Genomic DNA, 21342 nt, shown 5'->3' on the forward strand with positions numbered 1-21342 from the left:
CCCGGCGCCGCAGGAACGGTTCAGGCGGTCTTGCGGGACGGCTGCGCGGGCGTCAACCGCGCGGCCGCCTCGTCCACCGACAGCACGTCGCCAAAGAACAGCATCCACCCGTGCAGGGCGTTCTCGTGCTCGGCCGGCGTCACGGCGGCCAGGGCGTCGTCCACCATGATGGTCCGGAAGTCCCGCATCATCGCGTCGCGCGCGGTGGATTCGCAGCAGACGTTGGTGACCGTGCCGGCGATCAGCAGCGTGTCCACGCCCAGGCCGCGCAGCAGCGGCTCCAGCTCCGACGAGCCCGGGGCCATCGCACTATAGAAGCGCTTGACGACCCGCAGGTCGCTGGCCTGCGCATGCAGGTCCGGATGCAGCGCAAAGCCGGGCGAGTCGCGGCGCAGCGTCTCCAGGCGGCGGGCGCTGCGTTCGGGCGTCAGCATCACGCCGTGGTGATGCGACCAGAACACATCCGCGTTGTCCGAGGCCGTCTGCACCCACACCACCACGCCGCCCGCGTCGCGCACCGCGCTGCAAAGGCGGTTGATGGGGCCGATGATTTCCCGCGCCGGGGCGCATTCGCCCTGGTAGCCGGGCAGCAGGAAGTACTGCTGCATGTCGATCACGACCACCGCCGTGCGCGCGGCCGGCAGCTCGTCATACGGATGCAGGCAGCCCTGGCGGGCCACGACGCGATCCTTCACCCATTGGGGGAATTGCATGCTGCCTCCTTAGCCGTAGCGCCGCGCCACGGCGGACTCGACGCGGTAGATGATGAGGTACATGACGCTGGAGATCAGCGCCAGCATCACGATGGCGGTCATGACGATGTTCAGCTTGAACACCTGGCTGCCGTTCATGATGAGAAAGCCCAGCCCCGAATCCGCCGATTGGAATTCGCCCACGATGACACCCACCAGCGCAAGACCGATGTTCATCTTCACGGCCGCGATCAGCGTCGGCACGCTGCCTGGCAGCACGACCTTGGTCAGCACCTGCCAGCGGCTGGCGCCAAAGGTGTGGGCAAGCTTGACCTTGTTCAGGTCGATGCCGCGGAACCCCGCATACACCACCATGATGGTCACGAACACCGCAATGGCGACCGCCATGCCGTACACCGCATAGTCTGACCCCAGCCACAGGTAGAAGATGGGCACGAATGCGATCTTGGGCATGGCGTTGGCTACCACCAGGAAGGGGTCGAGCACCTTGTACAGAAACTCGGACCACCACAGCGCGGCCGCCACCACGATCCCGATGACCATGCTCAGCACAAAGCCCACCAGCGTGGCCGACAGCGTCGTCATGATGTGCTTGCCCAGGCTGCCGTGATTCCACAGTTCGATGAAGGTGGGCCACAGCGCGCTGGGATAGCTGGTGAGCAGCGGATTGACGATGTGCATGCGCGGCAGGATCTCCCATGCGCATAAGAAAACGACCAGGAGCAGCGCCTGGGCCACACGGATGTTTCGGCGGCGCGCGCGGTCGCGGCGCAGGTAGTTCAGGTACTTTTCGCTGGGGCCGGGCACGGCGCGCAGCGGGACGGTATTGGCAATCGGCGCGTTCATGGCTCAGCCCTCCACATGCACGTCCAGCTCGTCCCAGAGCTGTTTGAAGTAGGTGTTGAATTCCGGCCGCGAGCGCGCCTGGAACGGGGTGGGGCGGACCTGGCCGTCGCCGTAGTGGATGCGGTACTGGCTCTTGAGCCGCCCGGGCCGGCGCGACAGCACGATCACCCGATCGGTCATGGCGATGGCTTCGCCGATGTCGTGCGTCACCAGCACCACCGTTTTTCCCTCGCGGCGCAGGATGTCCACGACTTCGTCCGAGATGGCCAGACGGGTCTGCGAGTCCAGCGCCGAGAACGGCTCGTCCAAGAGGATCACGTCGGGCTCGGTGACCAGCGTGCGCGCCAGCGCCGCGCGCTGGCGCATCCCGCCCGAGAGCTGCCGCGGCGTGTGCGACAGGAACGCGCCCAGGCCGCATTTTTCAAGCAGGTGCACGGCGCGCGCCTCGCTGCGCGCGTCGCGCCGCCCCTGAATCTCGGCGCCCAGCATCACGTTGTCCAGGATGGTGCGCCACTCGAACAGGTAGTCCTGCTGCAGCATGTAGCCGATGCGCGCGTTCGGCTTGGTCACAGCCTGCCCGTCGACCAGCACCGCGCCCGAGGTCGGGGGAATCAGGCCTGCGATCAGCGACAGCAAAGTGCTCTTGCCACAGCCGCTTTGGCCGATCAGGCTGACGAACTCGCCCGGCGCCAGGCTGAACGACATGTTGGACAGCGCTTCGGTCTCGCCTTCCGGCGTGAAGTACGACAGACAGACGTCGCGCAGTTCGATCTTGGCCGTGGCGGGCGCCGGCTTGAGGTTGTGGATGGCGGCTCCCATCATTGGACCTTCTTGGCAAAGTCGGCGATCACCACGTCCTCGTACTTCACGCGGGCGCTGTCCTTCATGACCGCGCTGGCGATCAGCATGTCCTGAAGCTGCGTCATCGCCTGCGCCGTCACGAGCGGCGTGGTCTTCCAGATCTGATATTGCTTGTAGCGCTCGATCGCCTCGGTCACCGCGGCCTGATCCATGCCGGGAAAGAAGGTCATGATCTGCGGGGCCAGCGTGGCCGCGGGCGTGCCCTTCACGTATTTCTCGGCGCGCGCCACCACGTCGGTCCAGGCCTGGATGACCTTGGGGTTGTCGCGGATGTACTTGTCGGTGGCGGTGAACACCGTGTAGTCCACCTGGCCCACCTCATGTCCCACGGACGCGACGATGTGCCCCTTGCCGTTGCGCACCAGCTCGCCGGCCTCGGGCTCCAGGAAGATGCCGTATTCGCCCTGGCCCGCCATCCAGGCGCCGGCGCGCGCGGGGATGCCGATGTTGTTGAGCAGCTTCACGTCCTTCTGCGGATCCAGGCCATGCTTGCGCAGCGCGGTTTCCAGGAACACGATGGGATTCGATCCGGGGCGAAAGCCGATGACCTCCTTGCCCTTGAGCATGGACCAGTCGAACTTGTCCACCGGCTTGCGCGCCAGCAGGAAGAAGCCATCGGTGGCGGTCAGGCCGGCGAAGATCTTCGGTTTGACAGGCGATTCGCTGTTCTGCACGTAGATGGACGCCTCGGGCCCGATCAGCACGATGTCCGCGCTGCCCGACAACAGGGCGGTCATGCCCTTGTCGGTGCCTTGCGACGTCTTCATGGATACGTCCAGGCCGGCGTCCTTGAAGTAGCCCTGCGACAGCGCGACGTACTTGGGCACGTACAGGATGGATCGCACCACCTCTTCGTATCGCACCTTCACGGGGGGATTGAGGGCTTCGGCCTGAGCGGCCAAAGGGGCAAGCAGCGCGAGCAGCGCCGCGCCTGCCAGGCGGGGCAAGGGCGAGGTCTTCACGGGACTTTCTCCTGCGTCTTGAATGCCACGCCGACAATCGGCGCGACACGGCCAATGGGATGGATCGACTACAACAACAGGGAAGCCCGAACAGTGCACGCCCGGGCCGGTGAGGCTTGGATCGAATACTATATTCAAGACAAGCAGGCGACAAGCCTTTTGCGATTGGCGTTTTTCTCTATGGACGCGCGTCGTCGCTGCCCCGAAAATTCGAGGCTGGAATACCAGTTGGTATACAGAATAAGATTTCGAGCCGCTGAGGCGGGCTCATTCCATCGTAGGCGGGGACGCGCTTGGCGCCCATCGGCCAGGGACACGGGCCGCGTGCGGCGCCGCCCGCCATCGTCCCTAGTCTGCCCGTCGCATCACACCAGGACTTCGTTCAGGAAGGCCGAAATGTCGGCCACTTCCTCGGCGCAGACCGAGTGCGGCATCGGGTACGTGTGCCAGCGCACGTCGTAACCCAGCCGCTTGAGTTCGGCCAACGACGCTTCGGCACGCGCCAGCGACACGACCGGGTCGTACTGGCCATGGGCCATGAAGATGGGCGTGGCGTCGTTGGCGGGCTGGCGCTCGGCCTCGGCGCTGTCCACCAGCGGCAGATAACCCGACAACGCCATCATGCCCGCCAGCTTTTCTTTCAGCCGCAGGCCGGTGTGCAGGGTCATGGCGCTGCCCTGTGAAAAACCCGCCAGCACGATGTTGGATGTGGGGACGCCACGCGCGTTTTCACGCGCGATCAGCTTGTGGATGGCCGCTTCCGAGGCGCGGATGCCGCGGCCGTCTTCCACCCGCACCAGGTCCATCACCAGGATGTCGTACCAGGACCGCATCGCCATGCCGTTGTTGATCGTCACGCGCTGCACGGGCGCGTTCGGGAACACGAAGCGCACGCCGAGTCCGGCGGGCAACTGCAGCTCCGGCACGATGGGCGCAAAATCGTTGCCGTCGGCGCCCAGTCCGTGCAGCCAGATCACGGCGTGCGTGGGGCTGGGGGCGGTTTCGATCTCGATGCAGTCGAGCAGGTCTGTTGCGGTCATGGATGGGCGGTAGGCGATTAGAGGGTGAGCGTCTTGAGGGCCTGGAACAGCGCGCGGTAATGCTTCTTTTGCGGCTCCTGGCCCTGCAACAGCGAGGCGTTGGCCAGCTTTTCCTTGCGGGCGGCCCGGATCAGCGTGCGCAGTTGCTGCACGTCGGCCTGAGGATTGTTGTTCAGCAGACGCGTGAAGGCGTCGTCGTCATCCAGCAGACGGTCGCGCAGCGTTTCCAGCCGGTGCATGGCGGCCGTTTCCTCGCGGGAGCCGTTCTCCCAGACGTCGAGTTGCTTGCGAATGACGTCAGCCGGCGCGTCGCGCATCAGCTTGCCGACGAAGTGGACCTGGCGCCGCAGGCCTTCGCGGCCGGTGGTGCGTTGCGCCATGCGGATCGCTTCGTACAGGCGCTCTTCGAGCGGCAGCTGCTTCAGACGTTCGGGCGACAGCGCGATCAATTGCTTGCCCAGGTCCAGCAGGGCGTGCATTTCACGCTTGACCTGGGACTTGCTGGGACGGTCGTAGCCGTTCTCGTCGTAACCGTCGTCGACGGAATCTTCTTGGGGATGGGAATTCATGGAAAACTGCGCAATGACAGACTTGGCTATGATAACCGTCTCTGCAAATTGGACTGCAATGGTTAAAACCTCCTCATCCTTGCCGCTGGCGGCGAATCACGCGCGTTTTTCCGAACTTGTCGAGCAAACCCTGGCCTACGCGCGCCAGATCGGCGCTTCCGACGCCGCCGCGGAAGTCTCGGAAAGCCTGGGACTGTCCGTCTCGGTACGCAAGAACGACATCGAAACCGTCGAGCAAACCCGCGACCGGGCGCTGGACCTGACGGTCTACGCCGGCCAAAGCCGCGGTTCGGCCTCGACGTCCGACTTCTCCGAGGCCGCGCTGCGCCAGACGGTCGAAGCCGCCTGGCACATCGCTCGCCACACCGCTGCCGACCCGGCCGCCGGCCTGCCCGACGCCGACCAGCTGGCCACGGAATTCCCCGATCTGGACCTGCATCGCGCCTGGACCGTTTCCACCGAGGAAGCGGCCGAACTGGCGCTGCGCGCCGAGCGCGCCGCCCGCGAGGTCGATTCGCGCATCACCAATACCGACGGCGCCACCGTCGGCACGTACGAAGGCCAGTTCGTGATGGGCAACACGCGCGGCTTTCTGGGCGGCTACCCGTATTCGCGCCACAGCCTGTCCGTGGCGCCCATCGCAGGTCGCGGCAACGGCATGCAGCGCGACTACTGGTATTCGTCCGAACGCGACCCGGCCAAGCTGGCCTCGCCCGAGGCCATCGGCCGCTATGCCGCCGAACGCACGCTGTCGCGCCTGTCGGCCCGCCGCGTGCGCACCGGCAAATTTCCGGTCCTGTTCGAGGCGCCGCTGGCGCTGGGCCTGGTCGGCGCGCTGACGCAGGCCGTCAATGGCGGGGCGCTGTACCGCAAGGCGAGCTTCCTGGTCGATTCGCTGGGCAAGCCGCTCTTTCCCAAGCACATCAACCTGGTCGAGGATCCGCACATCCGCGGCGCCATGGGCAGCTCGCCGTTCGACGACGAGGGCGTGCGCACGCGCCGCCGCAACGTGGTCTCGGCCGGCGTGCTGGAAGGCTATTTCCTGTCGTCCTACACTGCGCGCAAGCTGGGCATGACCACCACCGGCAACGCCGGCGGTTCGCACAACCTGGTCTTCAGCTCCACGCAGACCCAGCGCGGCGACGATTTCGAAGCCATGCTCAAAAAGCTGGGCACGGGCTTTCTCGTCACCGAGCTGATCGGGCAGGGCGTCAACTACGTGACGGGCGATTACTCGCGCGGCGCTTTCGGCTATTGGGTCGAAAACGGCCAGATCCAGCACGCGGTGCAGGAAGTCACCATCGCCGGCAACCTGGCCGACATGTTCCAGCAGATCGTCGCGGTGGGCGCCGACACGATCTCGCGCGGCACCAAGACCACCGGCTCCATCCTCATCGAGCAGATGGCCATTGCCGGCACCTGATCGCGCCCGCCGGCGGCGCGCCGCGCGCCGCCGGCTCCTGTTTTGCCCGCTTTGCAATCCCTTGCCTTTCCGGGATTTCCTCTAGCCGTTCCTGTGTTCGCCAGCGTGTAATATCCGGCGGGTATTGCTCGAAGTCCCGGGTGTTGCTGTATAGGAGCAAAGTGATGCAACGACGTTCATTCCTGAAGCGCGCCAGTCTGGGCGCCGTCGCCGGCGCCGCCGTCAGCTCGCCCGCGTTTGCCCAGGACATGCCCTCGATCAGCTGGCGCCTGTCCTCGGGCTTTCCCAGCGCGCTGGACCTGCGCGTCGGCGCGGCCGAGAGCTTCTGCAAGTTCGTCGCCGAATCCACCGCAGGCAAGTTCAACATCCGCCACTTCCCGGATGGCGAAGTCGTTGCTGCCGCCGACCTGATGGAAGCGGTCTCCACGAAAAAGGTGGAATGCGGCCACGTGTCCTCGCGCCGCTACCACGCCAAGAATCCCGCGCTCAGCTTCGATGCGGCCGTGCCGTTCGGCCTGAACGCGCGCCAGATGAACGCCTGGATGAGCGAGGGCGAGGGCCTGCGCCTGACGCGCGAACTCTTCAAGCCCGAAAAGATCATCAACTTTCCCCTGGGCAATACCGGCGCCCAGATGGGCGGCTGGTATATCAAGGAAATCAAGCGCGAAGGCGACCTGAAAGACCTGAAGATGCGGGTGGACGGCCTGGCGGGGGAGGTGCTGTCCCGGCTTGGCGTGGCGCCCCAGCAGGTCGAGCTCGCCGCCTTGGCGCAAGCCTTTGAAAAAGAGGGGCTGCAGGCGGTGGCCGGGGCGGGCGCCTACGAGGACGCCAAGCTCGGGTTGAATAAAGTAGCTAAGTATTACTACGCACCCGGCTGGTGGGCGGGCGGCGAACAGCTCTCGCTCTACATCAACGACGAAGCCTGGAACCAGTTGCCCAAGCATTATCAATCGGTGGTGCAGTCCGCGGCGCTGGCCGCGCACACCGCGGCGACGGCGCGTTATGACGCGCTCAATCCGCAGGCGCTGGCTCAACTGACGGCCAACGGCGCGCAAGTGCGGGCTTTTCCCCGGTCCATCATGGATGCCGCGTTCGAGGCTTCGCAACAGGTCTACAAGGACTTAAGCGCCAAAGACCCCAGATTCAAGGCATTGCACGATAGTTACATGGGCTTTCGCGACAGCGAGATGCCGTGGTTTCGCCTGACCGAGGGCGCGTTCGGCCAGTATCTGGGCGTGGCGCTGTCGGGCAGGAGTTAGGAGGGAAGCCGGTGCCGAATGGCATTCGGCGAGTTTCAGGGTTTGTGCTAGTAACCACACGTTTTTTACAAAAAAATGGGCGGTTTTGAGGCTTTTGTTGAACGGCATTCGAGTTTCGGCCTGATACAAAGGAGTAATATCCCGGGTCTTGACGCGCATTCATGCGGCCTTTAGGCGGCATCGACGTCAATCCGGCAGGATTACATCAGCCCGGATTACCAATATTCCGAGACAGACTTTAAGGTGGTAACAACCATGCAATCCAAGACCAAAAAGCTGCTGGCCGCGCTGATCGCCGCCGGTATCGTCCCGGCCGCCCACGCAGCCGACATCAAGCTGGGCGTGGCTGAAGCCCTGTCCGGCGGCGCCGCCCAGTACGGCGTGTCGATCCGCAACGGTTTTCAGCTCGCGGCTGACCAAATCAACGCGGCCGGTGGCATCAACGGCAACAAGATCGTGCTGGTGATCGAAGACGAGCAAGGCAAGAAAGAAGAAGCCATCAACGTCTTCAAAAAGCTGATCTTCAAGGACAACGTCCTGATGGTCTTCGGTCCCACCCTGTCGAACTCCGCCCAGGCCGCCGACCCGGTCGCCCAGGCCGCCAAGACGGTCGTCTTTGGCACCTCCAACACCGCCGACGGCATCACCTCCATCGGCAACTACGTGTTCCGCAACTCGGTCACCGAAGCCGACGTGCTGCCCGCCACCATCTCCACCGTCAAGGCCAAGACCGGCCTGAAGAACGTGGCGGTGCTGTACGGCAACGACGACGTCTTCACCAAGAGCGGCTACGACAACTTCAAGAAGGCCCTGGAAGACCAGAAGATCCCGGTCACGACGACCGAAACGTTCGCCAAGGGCGACGTGGACTTCAAGGCCCAGCTCACCAAGATCAAGGGCACCAACCCCGACGCCATCGTGCTGTCCGCACTGCTGGCCGAAGGCGCCCCGATCATGGTCCAGGCCCGCCAGCTCGGCCTGAACGTGCCCGTCATCGGCGGCAACGGCATGAACTCGGTCAAGATTTTCGACCTGGCCCCCGGCGGCGCGTCGAACAATCTGTGGATCGGCAGCCCGTGGTCGATCGAAAACAAGTCCCCCGAGAACACCAAGTTCATCGACGCCTACAAGGCCAAGTTCACGAATGCCCCCGACCAGTTCGCGGCGCAGTCGTATGACGCGATGTACATCGTCGCCCAGGCTCTGAAGAACACCAAGCTCACCGGCGAACTGCCCAAGGATCGCGCTGCCCTGCGCGACGCCCTGCCGTCCGTGACCTGGACCGGCGCCACCGGCCCGTTCAAGTTCCGCCAGGCCAATGATCGCGCCGGCAAGCCCGCCGGTTACGACGCCGACCAGGCACCGATTGTCAGCGTGACCAAGGACGGCAAGTACGTCATCGAGAAGTAAGCAGTACGCATCCCCGCGCGGGGGGATGCGCCTTGCGGATGGCCTCCCGGCCGTCCGCAAGGCGCTTTTTATCGCAGGGCCTCACCAAGTAGAAAGCTTCCCCGGAAGCACACCAGACCTCGCTGTGGGCACGGCGAGGCGGCCCTATCAGATTTGGAAAGTCCCATCATGTTCGAACAACAATTCGTCAATGCCTTGTCGCTGGGCTGTGTGTATGCACTGTTCGCGCTGGGCTTCACGCTGATCTTCGGCGTGCTCGGGGTGATCAACCTGGCGCATGGCGCCGTTTTCATGGTTGGCGCCTACGCAGCATTGGTCGTGGTCGAGCAATTCAGCCTGCCCTTGTGGGCCGCGCTGATGGTTGCGTTCTTCGTCGCCGGCTTTACCGGGGTCATCATCGACTACCTGGTGCTCAAGCCGCTGCGCAAGCGCAACGCACCCCACCTGATTCCCATGATCGCCACCATCGGTGTCGGCATCATCCTGAACAACGGCGCCCAAAGCATCTTTGGCGCCAGCAATCTGCGCTTCCCGCACGGCACCGTGCCCGAGGAAGTCATCGAAGTCGCCGGCCTGCACCTGACCGTCATCGAACTGGGGATCATCTTCCTGTCGTTCGCGCTGATGGCCGTGCTGATGTTCGTGATGCGCCGCACGCAGTTCGGCCGCGCGCTGCGCGCCATCGCCGAATCGCCCAAGGCCGCCTGGCTGCTGGGCATCAACGTCGAAAAGCTGTTCATCACCACCTCGTTCGCCGCGGCCGCCCTGGGCGGCGTGGCCGGCGTGCTGATCGGCCTGTACTCGAACGCGCTGTTCCCGCTGATGGGCCAGCCGATGCTGCACAAGGGCATCGCGGTCATCATCCTGGGCGGCATGGGCGACATCCGCGGCGCCATGCTGGGCGGTCTCTTCCTGGGCTTCGCCGAGGTGCTGTCCGTCGCTTACATCGGCTCCACCATGCGCGACGCGGTGGCTTTCGGCCTGCTGTTCCTGATCCTGCTGGTCCGCCCGCAAGGTCTGTTCGGCAAAGTGGTTCAACGCAAGGCTTAAGGTATGAGCGGATTCGAAAATTTCTGGGCCATCTACGGCAACCTGGTGCTGACGCTTGGCACCAATGCACTCCTGGCCCTCTCCATCTGGCTGACGCTGGCCTGCGGCATGCTTGCCATGGCCAACGCCGCCTTCATGGGCATCGGGGCCTACACGGCCGCGCTGCTCACCATGAATTACGACGCGCCCTTCGCGGTCGCACTGGCGGGCGGCATGGCCGCCCCGGCGCTGGTCGCGGCCCTGATCGGCCTGCCGACGCTGCGGTTGTCGGGGGTCTATCTGGCGATGGCCACGCTGGGCTTCGGTGAAGTGGTCCGCGTGACCATCCTGAACACCGAGTCCATCACCGGCGGCGCGCTGGGCCTGAACGGCATTCCCCAGCTCACGCAGTGGTGGCATGTGCTGCTGGCCGTGATCATCGTGCTGTTCGTGCTGTGGCGCGTGCGGGCCTCCAAGATCGGCCGTTCCTTCGACGCCATCCGGGGCGACGAGACCGCGGCCGGCATGATGGGCATCGACGTGCGCGCCAACAAGATGCTGGCCTTCGTGGCCGGCGCGGTGATCGCCGGTCTTGCCGGCGCGCTGAACGCGCACCTGACGTTCTTCATTGGTCCCAACGAATACGGCTTCGACCGCGGCGTCGAAATCCTGACGATGGCGATCCTGGGCGGCATCGGCGGCCTGGCCGGCCCCGTGCTGGGCAGCTTCATCATTACGACGCTGCCCGAATTGCTGCGCGGATTTGCGGATCTGCGCCTGATCGCGAATGGAGTGATCCTGGTGGTGATTGTGTTGTTCCTGCCGCAAGGCATCTGGGATCCGGCGCGCTTCAAGCGCTGGATGCGTCAAAGCCGCCAGGGAGGAAAGCGCCATGCTTGAGCTCTCCTCCGTCTCCAAGAGCTTTGGCGGCCTGCATGTGCTGCATGACGTCAGCCTGTCGGTGCCCGAAGGCGCCATCTTCGGCCTGATCGGCCCGAACGGCGCCGGCAAGACCACGGTGTTCAACCTGATCACCGGACTGCTCCCGCCGAGCGGCGGCTCCATCACCTTCCAGGGTGAGAGCGTGCTGCGCAAGAAGCCGCACAGCATCACGCGCATGGGCATCGCCCGCACGTTCCAGAACATCCGTCTCTTCAAAGAGATGACGCTGCTGGAAAACGTCGTCGTGGGCGCCTACCGCCACATGAACTACGGTTTCCCCAGCCTGCTGCTGGGCCTGCCGGGTTACCGCGAACACGAGCAGCGCGCCCGCGAACGCGCGCACGAGCTGCTGACGTGGATGCGCCTGGACCACAAGGCCAACGATCTGGCCGACAACCTGTCCTACGGCGAGCAGCGCCGCCTGGAGCTGGCGCGCGCGCTGGCCGCCGAGCCCAAGCTGCTGCTCCTGGACGAGCCCGTCGCCGGCATGAACACCGGCGAACGCGCCGAACTGATGCGCGAGATCCTGGCCATTCGCGACCGCGGCTACACCATCCTCATGATCGAGCACGACATGCGCTTCGTCATGGGCTTGTGCGAACGCATCGCGGTGCTGAACTTCGGCAAGATCATCGCGTGCGGCGGTCCCGAGGACATCCGCAACAACGAACAGGTCATCGAGGCCTACCTGGGCCGCGAAGACGACGAAGACACCGAACAAGCGGAGGCCGCCCAATGAGTCGCCGGGCCGCTCCCAAGACGAATACCGCAGCGCGACGCGCGGAGGCTACACAATGAGCGCCATGCTGGAAGTCCGCGGGCTCGAGGTCAACTACGGCCACATCGAGGCCGTGCGCGGCATCGACCTGGACCTGAACGCCAACGAAATCACCGCCCTGGTCGGCGCCAACGGCGCCGGCAAGTCGACGACGCTGCTTGCGCTGTCGGGCCTGTTGCCCAAGGCGCGCGGCCGCATCCTCTTCGAGGGCGAAGACGTCACCAACCTTGCGCCGAACCAGCTGGTCGCGCGCGGCATCGTGCAGGTGCCCGAAGGCCGGGCCATCCTGACCACCATGACGGTGCTGGAAAACCTGGAACTCGGCGCCTATCGCCGCGGCCTGAAGAACGTCGCGTCCGATCTGGAATACGTGTTCAACCTGTTTCCGCGCCTGAAAGAGCGGATCAGCGGCATGGCCGGCAACCTGTCCGGCGGTGAGCAGCAGATGCTGGCCATCGGCCGGGCCCTGATGGCCAAGCCGCGCCTGCTGCTGCTGGACGAGCCCTCGATGGGCTTGGCGCCGATCGTCGTGCAGGAAATCTTCCGGTCGCTGCGCGCCATCAACGCCGACGGCCTCACGCTGTTCCTCGTCGAACAGAACGTGCGCCAGGCGCTCAAGATTGCCCAGCAAGGCTACGTGCTTGAAAACGGCGCCATGGCGCTGACGGGCACGGGCCGCGAACTGCTCGGCCACCCGCGCGTCCTGGAAGCCTACCTGGGCGCCTGACGGGCAGGGGGCGGCATGCGTCCCCTGATGAATTTTGCGGCGGCCGTCCTGGGATGGCCGCTGCGAATCGCCTGAATTCTGTCCGCTTGCCCATTTTTTGAGCAGCCGTGTTAGAATTTCAGGCTTTCCCTCATTTTGACCTTTGCACGGGCGGATTCATAACGCTTAGGCGGGGGGCGATAAGGGCTGGAATTTGTACCTGAATGGCTGTAACCCGAAGGGCTGCAACCTGAAGGGCTGCAATAGCCAAAGGGCTGCAAATTTCTGCCTAGTCTGGGAAAGAACACTGGCTGGATGTTCCGGCCAGAGCAAATTTTTTATTCTTAGGAACCATCATGAAGACCTTTGTGGCCAAGCCGCATGAAGTCCAACGTGACTGGTTTGTGATCGACGCCAAGGGCAAAGTCCTCGGTCGTGTGGCCAGCGAAGTCGCACGTCGTCTGCGTGGCAAGCACAAACCTGAATTCACGCCTCACGTTGATACCGGTGACTACATCGTCATCATCAACGCGTCCGATATCGTTGTTACCGGCGCCAAGGCGAAAGACAAGAAGTACTTCCGCCACACGACGTACCCGGGCGGTATCCGTGAAACGAACTTCGAGAAAATGCAAGAGCGTTTTCCCGGCCGTGCCATTCAGAAGGCCGTCAAGGGCATGCTGCCCAAGGGTCCTCTGGGCTACGCCATGATCAAGAAGCTGAAGGTCTATGCTGGTGCCGAGCACCCGCACACCGCCCAGCAGCCCAAGACGCTGGATATCTAAGGAAACGCCATGATCGGTAACTGGAATTACGGAACCGGCCGTCGCAAAACTTCGGTGGCTCGCGTTTTCATCAAGAAGGGCACTGGCAAGATCGTCGTCAACGGCAAGCCCGTCGACGAGTTCTTCGCTCGTGAAACCGGCCGCATGGTCGTGCGCCAGCCGCTGGAACTGACCGGCCACCTGGAATCGTTTGACATCAAGGTCAACGTGCACGGCGGCGGCGAAACCGGCCAAGCCGGCGCCATCCGTCACGGCATCACGCGTGCCCTGATCGATTACGACGCCACGCTGAAGCCCTCGCTGTCGCAAGCTGGCTTCGTGACCCGCGATGCCCGTGAAGTCGAACGTAAGAAGGTCGGCTTCCGCAAGGCGCGTCGTCGCAAGCAGTTCAGCAAGCGTTAATGCCCTGCAAAAAGCCCGCTTCGGCGGGCTTTTTGTTTTTGGGCCGGCAATGCAATGTCATCGCTGGCCCTGCGCGAGGAACTCCGCGCCACGCGTTCGGTCGGAAAAAGGTTTGCAGTGGCAATTCCAGCACGCCTGCCGCATTAGCGGGTTTCCCGAGCGATACAATCGTTATTCGTTCTCCGAAGAGCATTCATCATGGCCCAAGCATCGAACACCCGCATCAAGGTTGGTATCGTCGGCGGCACCGGATACACCGGTGTCGAACTGCTGCGCTTGCTGTCGCAGCATCCCAACGTGGAATTGACTGCCATCACGTCCCGCAAGGAAGACGGCCTGCCCGTCGCCGACATGTACCCGAACCTGCGCGGCCGTGTGAAGCTTGCATTCTCGGCCCCGGAAAAGGCTTCGCTGACTGACTGCGACGTCGTCTTCTTCGCCACGCCCCACGGCGTGGCCATGGCGCAGGCGCAAGAGCTCATCGCCGCCGGCACCCGCGTCATCGACCTGGCCGCCGATTTCCGCCTGCAGGACATCCCCACGTTCGAACGCTGGTACAAGATTCCCCACACCTGCCCGGACATCCTGGCCGAGTCGCAATACGGCCTGGTTGAACTGAACCGCGAAGCCATCTCCAAGGCGCGCGTCATCGGCAACCCCGGCTGCTATCCCACCACGGTCCTGCTGGGCCTGGCGCCGCTGCTTGAAGGCGGCAAGGCGCTGGTCGATACGCAAACGCTGATCGCCGACTGCAAGTCGGGTGTGTCCGGCGCCGGCCGCAAGGCAGAGGTGGGCTCGCTGTTTTCGGAAGCGTCCGACAACTTCAAGGCCTACGGCGTGGCCGGCCATCGCCACCACCCCGAAATCACCGCCCAGCTGGAAAAGCTGGCCGGCGGCAAGGTGGGCCTGACGTTCGTGCCGCATCTGGTGCCGATGATCCGCGGCATGTTCTCCACCATTTACGCCCGCATCCAACCCGAGGCGCGCGACACCGACTTCCAAGCCCTGTTCGAAGCGCGCTACGCCGATGAACCGTTCGTGGACGTCATGCCTGCCGGCAGCCATCCCGAAACGCGCTCGGTGCGCGGGTCCAACAACCTGCGCATCGCGCTCAGCCGCCCGGGCAACGGCGACCTGCTGATCGTCATGGTGGTGCAGGACAATCTGGTCAAGGGCGCCGCCGGTCAGGCCGTGCAGAACATGAACCTCATGTTCGGCATCCCCGAAACGATGGGCCTGGACCAGGTCGCCATCCTGCCGTAACGCCAAGGCGGCCCGTTTGTCGGGCCGCCAATATTGCACTTTATGCCCGCAGATCCCGCCGTCCGTTCCCCATCGCGAAGTCACGGCGCAGTCGTGCGCCTGTGCGCGATGCTGCTGCTGGGCGTGCTGGTGGGCGGGATCGCCGGGTTCTTCCACGCGCGCCAGCTCTATCGTCCGCAGGACGCCGTGGTCATCAGCGTCCAGCAGGCCGAGGCGCAGGACGAGGCCATGCGTCAGCAGGCCACGCAACTGCGCTACATTCGCGGCCAGCTCGATAAGGCCGATGGCGAACTCGTCATCGAGCGATCGGCCCGCCAAGAACTCGAAACCCAGCTTCACGCCGCCCAAGCCGAACTCGGCCGCGTGCGTGACCAGCTTGCCTTCTATGAACAGCTGCTGCCGCCCGGCCCTGAGGGCTCGGTGGACATTCGCAGCATGCAGATCGACCGCGAGGGCGGCGGCCTGCGGTACAAGGTCCTGCTGATGCGCAGTGGCCGCAATGGTGGTACGCCCTTTGCGGGCGCGCTGCGCTTTCAGGCCACCGGCGTGCTCAAGGGCGAAACCGTCACGGTGGATCTGGCACCCATGCAGCTCAAGGCCGAGACCGGCCCCGTCACGGCCACCGGAGAAAACCTGACCGCCGCGTCGCTCGCCCTGCAGTTCGACCAGTATCAGCGCAGTCAGGGCATCCTGGCCGTGCCTGACGGATTTGTCCCCGAAAGCGTGACCGTCAGCGTCCTCGAGGGGGAAACCGTCCGCGCTTCGCGCAGTGTCAAGCTTGAACTTTGAGTCTGGTCAAGCCCTGCGCTATAGTGACACCATACGAGCGGCGACGCCGCTCACTGAATTTTGGCCGTACCGGCCAGGAGTGAACCATGAATGCAGTGACCGAAACCGTCGACCTTCAGGCCCCCCCGCCTGTTCCCCTGGTGTTCACCGACTCGGCTGCCGCCAAAGTGAAAGACCTGTTGGCCGAAGAAGGCAACCCCGAACTGAAGCTGCGCGTTTTCGTGCAGGGCGGCGGCTGTTCCGGCTTCCAGTACGGTTTTACGTTTGATGAAGTCGTCAACGAAGACGACACCGTGCTGGACAAGGCCGGCGTGCAATTGCTCGTCGATCCGATGAGCTTCCAGTATCTGGTCGGCGCCGAGATCGACTACAAGGAAGACCTGGAAGGCGCGCAGTTCGTCATCCGCAATCCCAACGCCAGCACCACCTGCGGCTGCGGCTCCTCGTTCTCGGTGTAATCACCCAGGCAGGAAAGACAAAAGCCCTTCGGTTTGCCGGAGGGCTTTTTTTGCATGGGCGCGTGATGGATCGCGCTCAGGCCGGATACAGCGCTCCAAGAATCCTTGCGCCGCGCGCGCCCGTCACACTGGGCAGGCCGGCCGGCTTGCCGGTCATGAACGCGTGCGCCAGCCAGGCGAACGCCAGGGCCTCCACCTGTTGCGCAGGCACGCCCAGGGCGTCGGTCGCGTGGACGGGGCGTTGCAGGCAATACGCCAGTTCCTGCATCAGGCCGGCGTTGTGGGCGCCGCCGCCGCAGACAAAGACTTCTTGCGTGCCCGCTGCCGCCCGGTCGATGGCGTCCGCCACGGTTCTGGCCGTCAGCCGCTGCAGCGTGGCCTGAACGTCCTCCGGCGCGGGCGCGGCGCCGTCGAATTCGGCCAGTCGGGCGTCGAGCCATTGCATGTTGAAAAGGTCGCGGCCCGTGGATTTGGGCGGCGGCAGGCCGAACCACGGCTCGCTGCCGATGAGTTGTTCAAGCAAGGGCGCCAGCGCCTGTCCCGAGGCCGCCCAGCGGCCCCCGGCGTCGTAAGGGCGGTCCAGGTGCCGTTGGCACCAACCGTCCAGCAGCACGTTGGCCGGGCCGGTATCAAAGCCGCGCGCCGGCTGCCCGGGCACGAGCAGCGTCACGTTGGCGATGCCGCCCAGGTTCAGCACGGCGCGCCCGTGGCTGGCGCCGAAGATGGCGGCGTGAAACGGCGGCACCAGCGGTGCGCCCTGGCCGCCAGCGGCAACGTCGCGCGAACGGAAGTCGGCCACGACGGCAATGCCCGTCAGTTCCGCCAGTAGGGCGGGTGCGTTCAGTTGCAGGGTGTACCCAAGGTCCGGGCGGTGACGCACGGTCTGGCCGTGCGCGCCGATGGCGCTGACGTCGCTGGCAGCCACGCCGGCATCCGCAAGCAATGCCGACACGGCTTGGGCATAGACACGCGCCAACGCATTGGCCGCGAGCGCCGCGCGGGCAAGTTCGTCGCCGCCCGATTCGTTCAGCGCCAGCAGCTCGCGCCGCAGATTTTCTGGCATGGGGAGGCTGGCGTTGGCCAGCATCTGGGGCGCCTGGCCGTCGTCCAGGCGGGTCAGCACGCCGTCGATGCCGTCGACGCTGGTGCCGGACATCAGGCCAATGTAGAGCGTGCGGCGGTCCTGCTGGATGGGCTGGGTGGCATTCACGGGCGCCTCCAAAGAAAAAGGCGGCTGGGGCTTGACGCCCCGCCGCCGCACCCGCTGCGCGCGGGCCTGTTTTTGCGGACTTGCCTTAGCGGCTGGCCACGTTGGTCAGCGCGTCGGGCAGCGTCTGCTGGAACTGCGTCAGCAATTGGATCTGCTGCTTGTAGGGGCCAACCGCCTGGTTGAACGCGCGGACTTCCGCGGGTTCGAGGGCGCGGGCCACGGGCAGGTCCACCGACAGCGGGTCGATGGGCTGGTTGTCGACGCGGAATTCGTAGTGCAGGTGCGGACCGGTGGCCCAGCCGGTGGAACCGACGTAGCCCAGCAGTTGGCCCTGCGACACCTTCGAGCCCTTGGTGACGCCTTCGGCGATGCGGCTCTGGTGCGCGTACAGGGTCGAGTACTTGCCGTGGTGCTTGACGATGACCACGTTGCCGTAGCCGTTCTGCCAGCCCGAGAATTCGACCGTGCCGTCCGCGGTGGAGTGGATCGGCGTGCCCGACGGCGCGGCGTAGTCCACGCCCTTGTGTCCCGTCCAGGTCTTGTGGATGGGGTGCATGCGCATGCCGAAGGTCGAGCTGATGCGGCTGAACTTCAGGGCGGTGCGCAGGAAGGCGCCGCGCAGGCTGGTGCCGTCGAAGTCGTAATAGGAGCCGGTCTTTTCGTCGGGGCTGAACCAGACGGCGTTGTAGGTCTTGCCGCCGTTGATGAATTCCAGGGCCAGCACGCGGCCGGCGCCAGCGTAGCGGCCGTCGTGCGAGCGCACTTCGTAGACCACGCGGAATTGATCGCCCTGGCGCAGGTCGCGCAGGAAGTCGATCTTGGCGCTAAGGATGTCGGCCATTTGCATGGTGACCGAGTCGGGAATGCCGGCCGAGTCCGTGGCGCCGAAGAGCGAGGACTTGATGGTGCCGACCGCGACGCGGGTCTGGCGTTCCGTGCTTTCGGTGACTTCCTCGGCCTTGTAGCCGTCGCCGGACGGGGCAACGTGCAGCATGCGCGTCACGACCTGGCCGTCGGTCTCGTTGCCGGGCGTGTGGATGTAGCGCAGCCACACCAGATTGCCCGCTTCGTCCGTGGCGGCTTGCACCGAGCGGCCCGGGTACAGCTTGTAGATGCTGCGGGCGCTGGCGTCGTGGGTCAGGAACGACTGGAGATTGGGGGCGTCGAGTTCCAGGCGCTGCAGCACCGCCGACAGCGTGTCGCCCGGACGGATCCGGGTTTCGCTGATGTAGGGGGCGGCGCTGGGCGTGCTGACTTCGACTTGCTCGGCGGTCAGCGGCAGAATGCTCTGGATGACGCGCGAGGGGGGGAGTTCGGTGCGGTCGGGTTGCTGCACCATGCCGAGAGCGGCGGCGCCTGCGAACAGACCAATTGCGGTGACGAGAAGCGTGCGGCGGAAAAGTCCCGAGCGATGGGGCTTGGGCTCAACGGGCGCAAATACGGCAGCGACTTTGCGCTTGAGGCCACTCGCCAGTTCGTGGAGGCCACGATTCATCGTGAAAATACCCTCTCAGGTGGCTTGAACTCGCAGGGTGCGGTACACGAACGGCCCTCGCGCGCACCGTTTCCGGGGCAAGGGCTGGCGCGGGGGCGCATCTTGTGAACAAGGGATGTAGAGCGAACGCAACTGCGTACATATGGCAGTTGCGTATGATTAGGCCGGTATCCTAGCTGATTCGGCTAGAATTTACGATAGTTTTCGTCACTTTTTACACCTTTTTGTCGGCTGAAGCCGCATTGGCCCCCCTGTCATGTCACCCACTGAAGCCCCCATTACACCTGAAGTCGAAGCCGATCTGCGTATAGCCAAGCGCGGCTGCGATGAGCTGCTGGTCGAAGCCGAATTCGCCCGCAAGCTGGCCAAGAGCCGCGCCACCGGCGTGCCGCTGCGCATCAAGCTTGGCCTGGATCCGACCGCACCGGACATCCACCTGGGCCACACGGTGGTGCTGAACAAGATGCGCCAGCTCCAGGACCTGGGGCACAACGTCATCTTCCTGATCGGCGACTTCACCTCCACCATCGGCGACCCCAGCGGCCGCAACAGCACCCGCCCGCCGCTCACGCGCGAACAGATCGAGGCCAACGCCAAGACCTATTACGCGCAGGCCAGCCTGGTGCTGGATCCGGCCCGCACCGAGATCCGCTACAACTCCGAATGGTGCGACCCGCTCGGCGCCCGCGGCATGATCCAGCTCGCGTCGCGTTACACGGTGGCGCGCATGATGGAGCGTGAAGACTTCACGAAGCGCTTCAAGGGCGGTATCCCGATCTCGGTCCATGAATTCCTGTATCCGCTGATGCAGGGTTACGACTCGGTCGCGCTGAAGTCAGATCTGGAGCTGGGGGGCACCGATCAGAAGTTCAACCTGCTGGTCGGGCGCGAACTGCAAAAAGAGTATGGACAGGAGCCGCAATGCATCCTGACGATGCCGCTGCTGGTCGGGACGGACGGCGTAGAGAAGATGTCCAAGTCCAAGGGCAACTACATCGGCATTTCGGAGTCGCCCGATTCCATGTTCGGCAAGCTGATGTCGATCTCCGACACGCTGATGTGGCGCTACTTCGAACTGCTGTCCTTCCGCTCGCTGGAGGAGATCGCGGCGCTCAAGCAAGAGATCGATGGCGGGCGCAATCCGCGCGATGCCAAGGTGATGCTGGCGCAGGAAATCATCGCGCGCTTTCATTCTGCCAAGGCCGCCGACGATGCGCTGGCCTCGTTTGAGGCGCGTTTCCGCGACGGCGCGATTCCCGACGACATGCCCGAGGTCAATATCGGCGGCGCGCCGGTGGGTATTCTGAAGCTGTTGCGCGAAGCGGGTCTGGTCGCCTCCGGCTCGGAAGCGCAGCGCAACGTCGAGCAGGGCGGGGTGCGCGTCAACGGCGATCGCGTGGAAGACAAATCGTTGCAATTGCCGGCCGGGACTTACGTCGTTCAGGTGGGCAAGCGAAAGTTCGCCCGTGTTAACTTGAACCCGTAATTGCGAAGTTTTGATACGCTGAGGGTACAGACAGGGGCAGAGCGCCTTTGCGGCATTTACAGGAGCACGACATGGAACTTTCGAGTTTGTCATTTTCCGATCACGAGTCGATTCCCGAGCGCTACGCATTCGGCAAGATCGATGCGCAATCGCACGTCGCGCTGGCAGATAACTTCAACCCGCAGTTTTCCTGGGACGACGTCCCCGCGGGCACACAGTCGTTTGCACTGATCTGCCACGATCCGGATGTGCCCTCGCGCCCAGACGACGTCAACCAGGAAGGCCGCGAAGTGCCCGCGGACCTGGCCCGCGTGGATTTCTTCCACTGGGTGCTGGTGGACCTGCCGGCCGACCTGCGCGAGATCGACGAAGGCGCGTTCTCCAACGGCATCACGCCGCGCGGCAAGGGTGGCCCGCTGGCGCCCATGGACGCGCGCCAGGGCATCAACTCCTACTCGTCGTGGTTCGCCAATGACCACGACATGAGCGGCGAGTACTTCGGCTACGACGGTCCGTGCCCGCCCTGGAACGATGCCCTGGTGCATCGCTACATCTTCACCCTGTATGCGTTGGACGTGCCCAGCCTGAACCTGCAGGGCTCGTTCACGGGCGAAGACGCGCTGCGGGCGATCCAGAAGCACGTGCTGGCGAAGGCGTCGCTGACCGGGACCTATACGCTGAACCCCAGGCTCGCGCCCAAGCAAATCGGGGCCACGTCGGCCTGACGCTCAGCCAGATGTACGCAGGGCCGCCCAGTGCGGCCCTTTTTCATGGCGGCAAGGCCGCGGCTCGGGCGGACACCCCGTTGGCCGTGGCGTGAACACCCTTGCATGAAACTTTCTCAAGTCGGCATGAGTGCCGTTTCCGGCCGCGTGGGCAAGCCGTGGTTTTCGCGCCCGTGCGCCGGAATTTGGCG

General features: G+C 64.5%; 22 protein-coding genes. 14 read left to right on the forward strand and 8 right to left on the reverse strand.

Going from position 1 to position 21342, the window contains the following annotated elements:
- Positions 1-20: 20 nt before the first annotated feature.
- The 6 genes from H4P35_RS02845 to yjgA all read right to left on the reverse strand — a co-directional run bounded on the left by H4P35_RS02845 (position 21) and on the right by yjgA (position 4991).
- Positions 21-713 (reverse strand): isochorismatase family cysteine hydrolase, encoded by a 693-nt coding sequence (locus H4P35_RS02845; protein WP_128829903.1) that lies wholly within the window; start codon positions 711-713, stop codon positions 21-23.
- Positions 714-722: 9 nt separating this feature from the next.
- On the reverse strand, positions 723-1559 hold the full coding sequence (locus H4P35_RS02850) for an ABC transporter permease (RefSeq protein ID WP_056327827.1): 837 nt from the start codon (positions 1557-1559) through the stop codon (positions 723-725).
- 3 nt (positions 1560-1562) lie between these two features.
- Complete coding sequence (locus tag H4P35_RS02855) at positions 1563-2378, reverse strand: ABC transporter ATP-binding protein (RefSeq protein ID WP_226849431.1); 816 nt, start codon at positions 2376-2378, stop codon at positions 1563-1565.
- The gene (locus tag H4P35_RS02860; RefSeq protein ID WP_370638950.1) at positions 2378-3382 is read right to left on the reverse strand and encodes an ABC transporter substrate-binding protein; all 1005 of its coding nucleotides are present in this window, start codon (positions 3380-3382) and stop codon (positions 2378-2380) included. Before H4P35_RS02860 ends, H4P35_RS02855 begins: the two co-directional genes overlap by 1 nt.
- A 365-nt stretch (positions 3383-3747) precedes the next feature.
- Positions 3748-4422 (reverse strand): alpha/beta hydrolase, encoded by a 675-nt coding sequence (locus tag H4P35_RS02865; RefSeq protein WP_226848008.1) that lies wholly within the window; start codon positions 4420-4422, stop codon positions 3748-3750.
- Between the two features lie 17 nt (positions 4423-4439).
- Positions 4440-4991 carry a ribosome biogenesis factor YjgA gene (gene yjgA, locus H4P35_RS02870; protein ID WP_056327830.1) on the reverse strand — a complete coding sequence of 184 codons (552 nt, stop codon included), beginning with the start codon at positions 4989-4991 and terminating at the stop codon, positions 4440-4442.
- 58 nt (positions 4992-5049) lie between these two features.
- On the opposite strand from yjgA, the gene pmbA reads away from it, so the two are divergent.
- The 12 genes from pmbA (at position 5050) to erpA (ending at position 16235) form a co-directional block, all read left to right on the forward strand.
- Positions 5050-6414, forward strand: a complete 1365-nt coding sequence (gene pmbA / locus H4P35_RS02875) for a metalloprotease PmbA (protein WP_056327831.1) — start codon at positions 5050-5052, stop codon at positions 6412-6414.
- Between the two features lie 164 nt (positions 6415-6578).
- Positions 6579-7673: a TRAP transporter substrate-binding protein gene (locus tag H4P35_RS02880; RefSeq protein WP_226848013.1), complete on the forward strand. Its 1095-nt coding sequence runs from the start codon at positions 6579-6581 to the stop codon at positions 7671-7673.
- A 255-nt stretch (positions 7674-7928) separates the two neighbouring features.
- Positions 7929-9083, forward strand: coding sequence for an ABC transporter substrate-binding protein (locus H4P35_RS02885; protein WP_056327833.1), 1155 nt, complete (start codon positions 7929-7931; stop codon positions 9081-9083).
- Positions 9084-9251: 168 nt separating this feature from the next.
- Entirely contained in the window at positions 9252-10133 is an 882-nt protein-coding gene (locus H4P35_RS02890; protein ID WP_056327834.1) for a branched-chain amino acid ABC transporter permease, read from the forward strand.
- Positions 10134-10136: 3 nt separating this feature from the next.
- Positions 10137-11012, forward strand: a complete 876-nt coding sequence (locus H4P35_RS02895; RefSeq protein ID WP_056327835.1) for a branched-chain amino acid ABC transporter permease — start codon at positions 10137-10139, stop codon at positions 11010-11012.
- On the forward strand, positions 11005-11793 hold the full coding sequence (locus H4P35_RS02900) for an ABC transporter ATP-binding protein (protein WP_226848015.1): 789 nt from the start codon (positions 11005-11007) through the stop codon (positions 11791-11793). The genes H4P35_RS02895 and H4P35_RS02900 overlap by 8 nt, the downstream gene beginning before the upstream one ends.
- 55 nt (positions 11794-11848) lie before the next feature.
- A complete protein-coding gene (locus H4P35_RS02905) occupies positions 11849-12559 on the forward strand; it encodes an ABC transporter ATP-binding protein (RefSeq protein ID WP_056327837.1) in 711 nt (236 codons plus the stop codon).
- 335 nt (positions 12560-12894) lie between these two features.
- Positions 12895-13323 (forward strand): 50S ribosomal protein L13, encoded by a 429-nt coding sequence (rplM, locus tag H4P35_RS02910; RefSeq protein WP_008163100.1) that lies wholly within the window; start codon positions 12895-12897, stop codon positions 13321-13323.
- A gap of 9 nt (positions 13324-13332) precedes the next feature.
- Positions 13333-13725, forward strand: a complete 393-nt coding sequence (gene rpsI / locus H4P35_RS02915) for a 30S ribosomal protein S9 (protein ID WP_008163098.1) — start codon at positions 13333-13335, stop codon at positions 13723-13725.
- Between the two features lie 198 nt (positions 13726-13923).
- Positions 13924-14988: an N-acetyl-gamma-glutamyl-phosphate reductase gene (gene argC / locus H4P35_RS02920; protein ID WP_056327838.1), complete on the forward strand. Its 1065-nt coding sequence runs from the start codon at positions 13924-13926 to the stop codon at positions 14986-14988.
- A 42-nt stretch (positions 14989-15030) separates the two neighbouring features.
- Entirely contained in the window at positions 15031-15777 is a 747-nt protein-coding gene (locus H4P35_RS02925; RefSeq protein ID WP_370638951.1) for a DUF6776 family protein, read from the forward strand.
- Positions 15778-15863: 86 nt separating this feature from the next.
- Positions 15864-16235, forward strand: coding sequence for an iron-sulfur cluster insertion protein ErpA (gene erpA, locus H4P35_RS02930; protein WP_056327840.1), 372 nt, complete (start codon positions 15864-15866; stop codon positions 16233-16235).
- A gap of 76 nt (positions 16236-16311) precedes the next feature.
- Here the strand turns inward: erpA and H4P35_RS02935 are convergent, their stop codons facing one another.
- Complete coding sequence (locus H4P35_RS02935; protein ID WP_255616284.1) at positions 16312-17391, reverse strand: anhydro-N-acetylmuramic acid kinase; 1080 nt, start codon at positions 17389-17391, stop codon at positions 16312-16314.
- A gap of 139 nt (positions 17392-17530) precedes the next feature.
- Entirely contained in the window at positions 17531-18940 is a 1410-nt protein-coding gene (locus H4P35_RS02940; RefSeq protein ID WP_056327841.1) for a peptidoglycan DD-metalloendopeptidase family protein, read from the reverse strand.
- Between the two features lie 256 nt (positions 18941-19196).
- Between H4P35_RS02940 and tyrS the strand changes: the two genes are divergently transcribed.
- Positions 19197-20426 carry a tyrosine--tRNA ligase gene (gene tyrS, locus H4P35_RS02945; protein WP_152383345.1) on the forward strand — a complete coding sequence of 410 codons (1230 nt, stop codon included), beginning with the start codon at positions 19197-19199 and terminating at the stop codon, positions 20424-20426.
- 71 nt (positions 20427-20497) lie between these two features.
- Positions 20498-21151, forward strand: coding sequence for a YbhB/YbcL family Raf kinase inhibitor-like protein (locus H4P35_RS02950; protein WP_056327843.1), 654 nt, complete (start codon positions 20498-20500; stop codon positions 21149-21151).
- Positions 21152-21342 lie beyond the last annotated feature (191 nt).

This window comes from Achromobacter sp. 77 (genome assembly GCF_020541125.1).
GTDB lineage: Bacteria > Pseudomonadota > Gammaproteobacteria > Burkholderiales > Burkholderiaceae_B > Achromobacter > Achromobacter mucicolens.

What these genes read in the sequence shown, in the direction of transcription:
- H4P35_RS02845 (WP_128829903.1), bottom strand. Translation starts at nt 713, where the DNA reads ATGCAATTCCCCCAATGGGTGAAGGATCGCGTCGTGGCCCGCCAGGGC.
- H4P35_RS02850 (WP_056327827.1), bottom strand. Translation starts at nt 1,559, where the DNA reads ATGAACGCGCCGATTGCCAATACCGTCCCGCTGCGCGCCGTGCCCGGC.
- H4P35_RS02855 (WP_226849431.1), bottom strand. Translation starts at nt 2,378, where the DNA reads ATGGGAGCCGCCATCCACAACCTCAAGCCGGCGCCCGCCACGGCCAAG.
- H4P35_RS02865 (WP_226848008.1), bottom strand. Translation starts at nt 4,422, where the DNA reads ATGACCGCAACAGACCTGCTCGACTGCATCGAGATCGAAACCGCCCCC.
- yjgA (WP_056327830.1), bottom strand. Translation starts at nt 4,991, where the DNA reads ATGAATTCCCATCCCCAAGAAGATTCCGTCGACGACGGTTACGACGAG.
- pmbA (WP_056327831.1), top strand. Translation starts at nt 5,050, where the DNA reads ATGGTTAAAACCTCCTCATCCTTGCCGCTGGCGGCGAATCACGCGCGT.
- H4P35_RS02880 (WP_226848013.1), top strand. Translation starts at nt 6,579, where the DNA reads ATGCAACGACGTTCATTCCTGAAGCGCGCCAGTCTGGGCGCCGTCGCC.
- H4P35_RS02885 (WP_056327833.1), top strand. Translation starts at nt 7,929, where the DNA reads ATGCAATCCAAGACCAAAAAGCTGCTGGCCGCGCTGATCGCCGCCGGT.
- H4P35_RS02890 (WP_056327834.1), top strand. Translation starts at nt 9,252, where the DNA reads ATGTTCGAACAACAATTCGTCAATGCCTTGTCGCTGGGCTGTGTGTAT.
- H4P35_RS02895 (WP_056327835.1), top strand. Translation starts at nt 10,137, where the DNA reads ATGAGCGGATTCGAAAATTTCTGGGCCATCTACGGCAACCTGGTGCTG.
- H4P35_RS02900 (WP_226848015.1), top strand. Translation starts at nt 11,005, where the DNA reads ATGCTTGAGCTCTCCTCCGTCTCCAAGAGCTTTGGCGGCCTGCATGTG.
- H4P35_RS02905 (WP_056327837.1), top strand. Translation starts at nt 11,849, where the DNA reads ATGAGCGCCATGCTGGAAGTCCGCGGGCTCGAGGTCAACTACGGCCAC.
- rplM (WP_008163100.1), top strand. Translation starts at nt 12,895, where the DNA reads ATGAAGACCTTTGTGGCCAAGCCGCATGAAGTCCAACGTGACTGGTTT.
- rpsI (WP_008163098.1), top strand. Translation starts at nt 13,333, where the DNA reads ATGATCGGTAACTGGAATTACGGAACCGGCCGTCGCAAAACTTCGGTG.
- argC (WP_056327838.1), top strand. Translation starts at nt 13,924, where the DNA reads ATGGCCCAAGCATCGAACACCCGCATCAAGGTTGGTATCGTCGGCGGC.
- H4P35_RS02925 (WP_370638951.1), top strand. Translation starts at nt 15,031, where the DNA reads ATGCCCGCAGATCCCGCCGTCCGTTCCCCATCGCGAAGTCACGGCGCA.
- erpA (WP_056327840.1), top strand. Translation starts at nt 15,864, where the DNA reads ATGAATGCAGTGACCGAAACCGTCGACCTTCAGGCCCCCCCGCCTGTT.
- H4P35_RS02935 (WP_255616284.1), bottom strand. Translation starts at nt 17,391, where the DNA reads ATGTCCGGCACCAGCGTCGACGGCATCGACGGCGTGCTGACCCGCCTG.
- H4P35_RS02940 (WP_056327841.1), bottom strand. Translation starts at nt 18,940, where the DNA reads ATGAATCGTGGCCTCCACGAACTGGCGAGTGGCCTCAAGCGCAAAGTC.
- tyrS (WP_152383345.1), top strand. Translation starts at nt 19,197, where the DNA reads ATGTCACCCACTGAAGCCCCCATTACACCTGAAGTCGAAGCCGATCTG.
- H4P35_RS02950 (WP_056327843.1), top strand. Translation starts at nt 20,498, where the DNA reads ATGGAACTTTCGAGTTTGTCATTTTCCGATCACGAGTCGATTCCCGAG.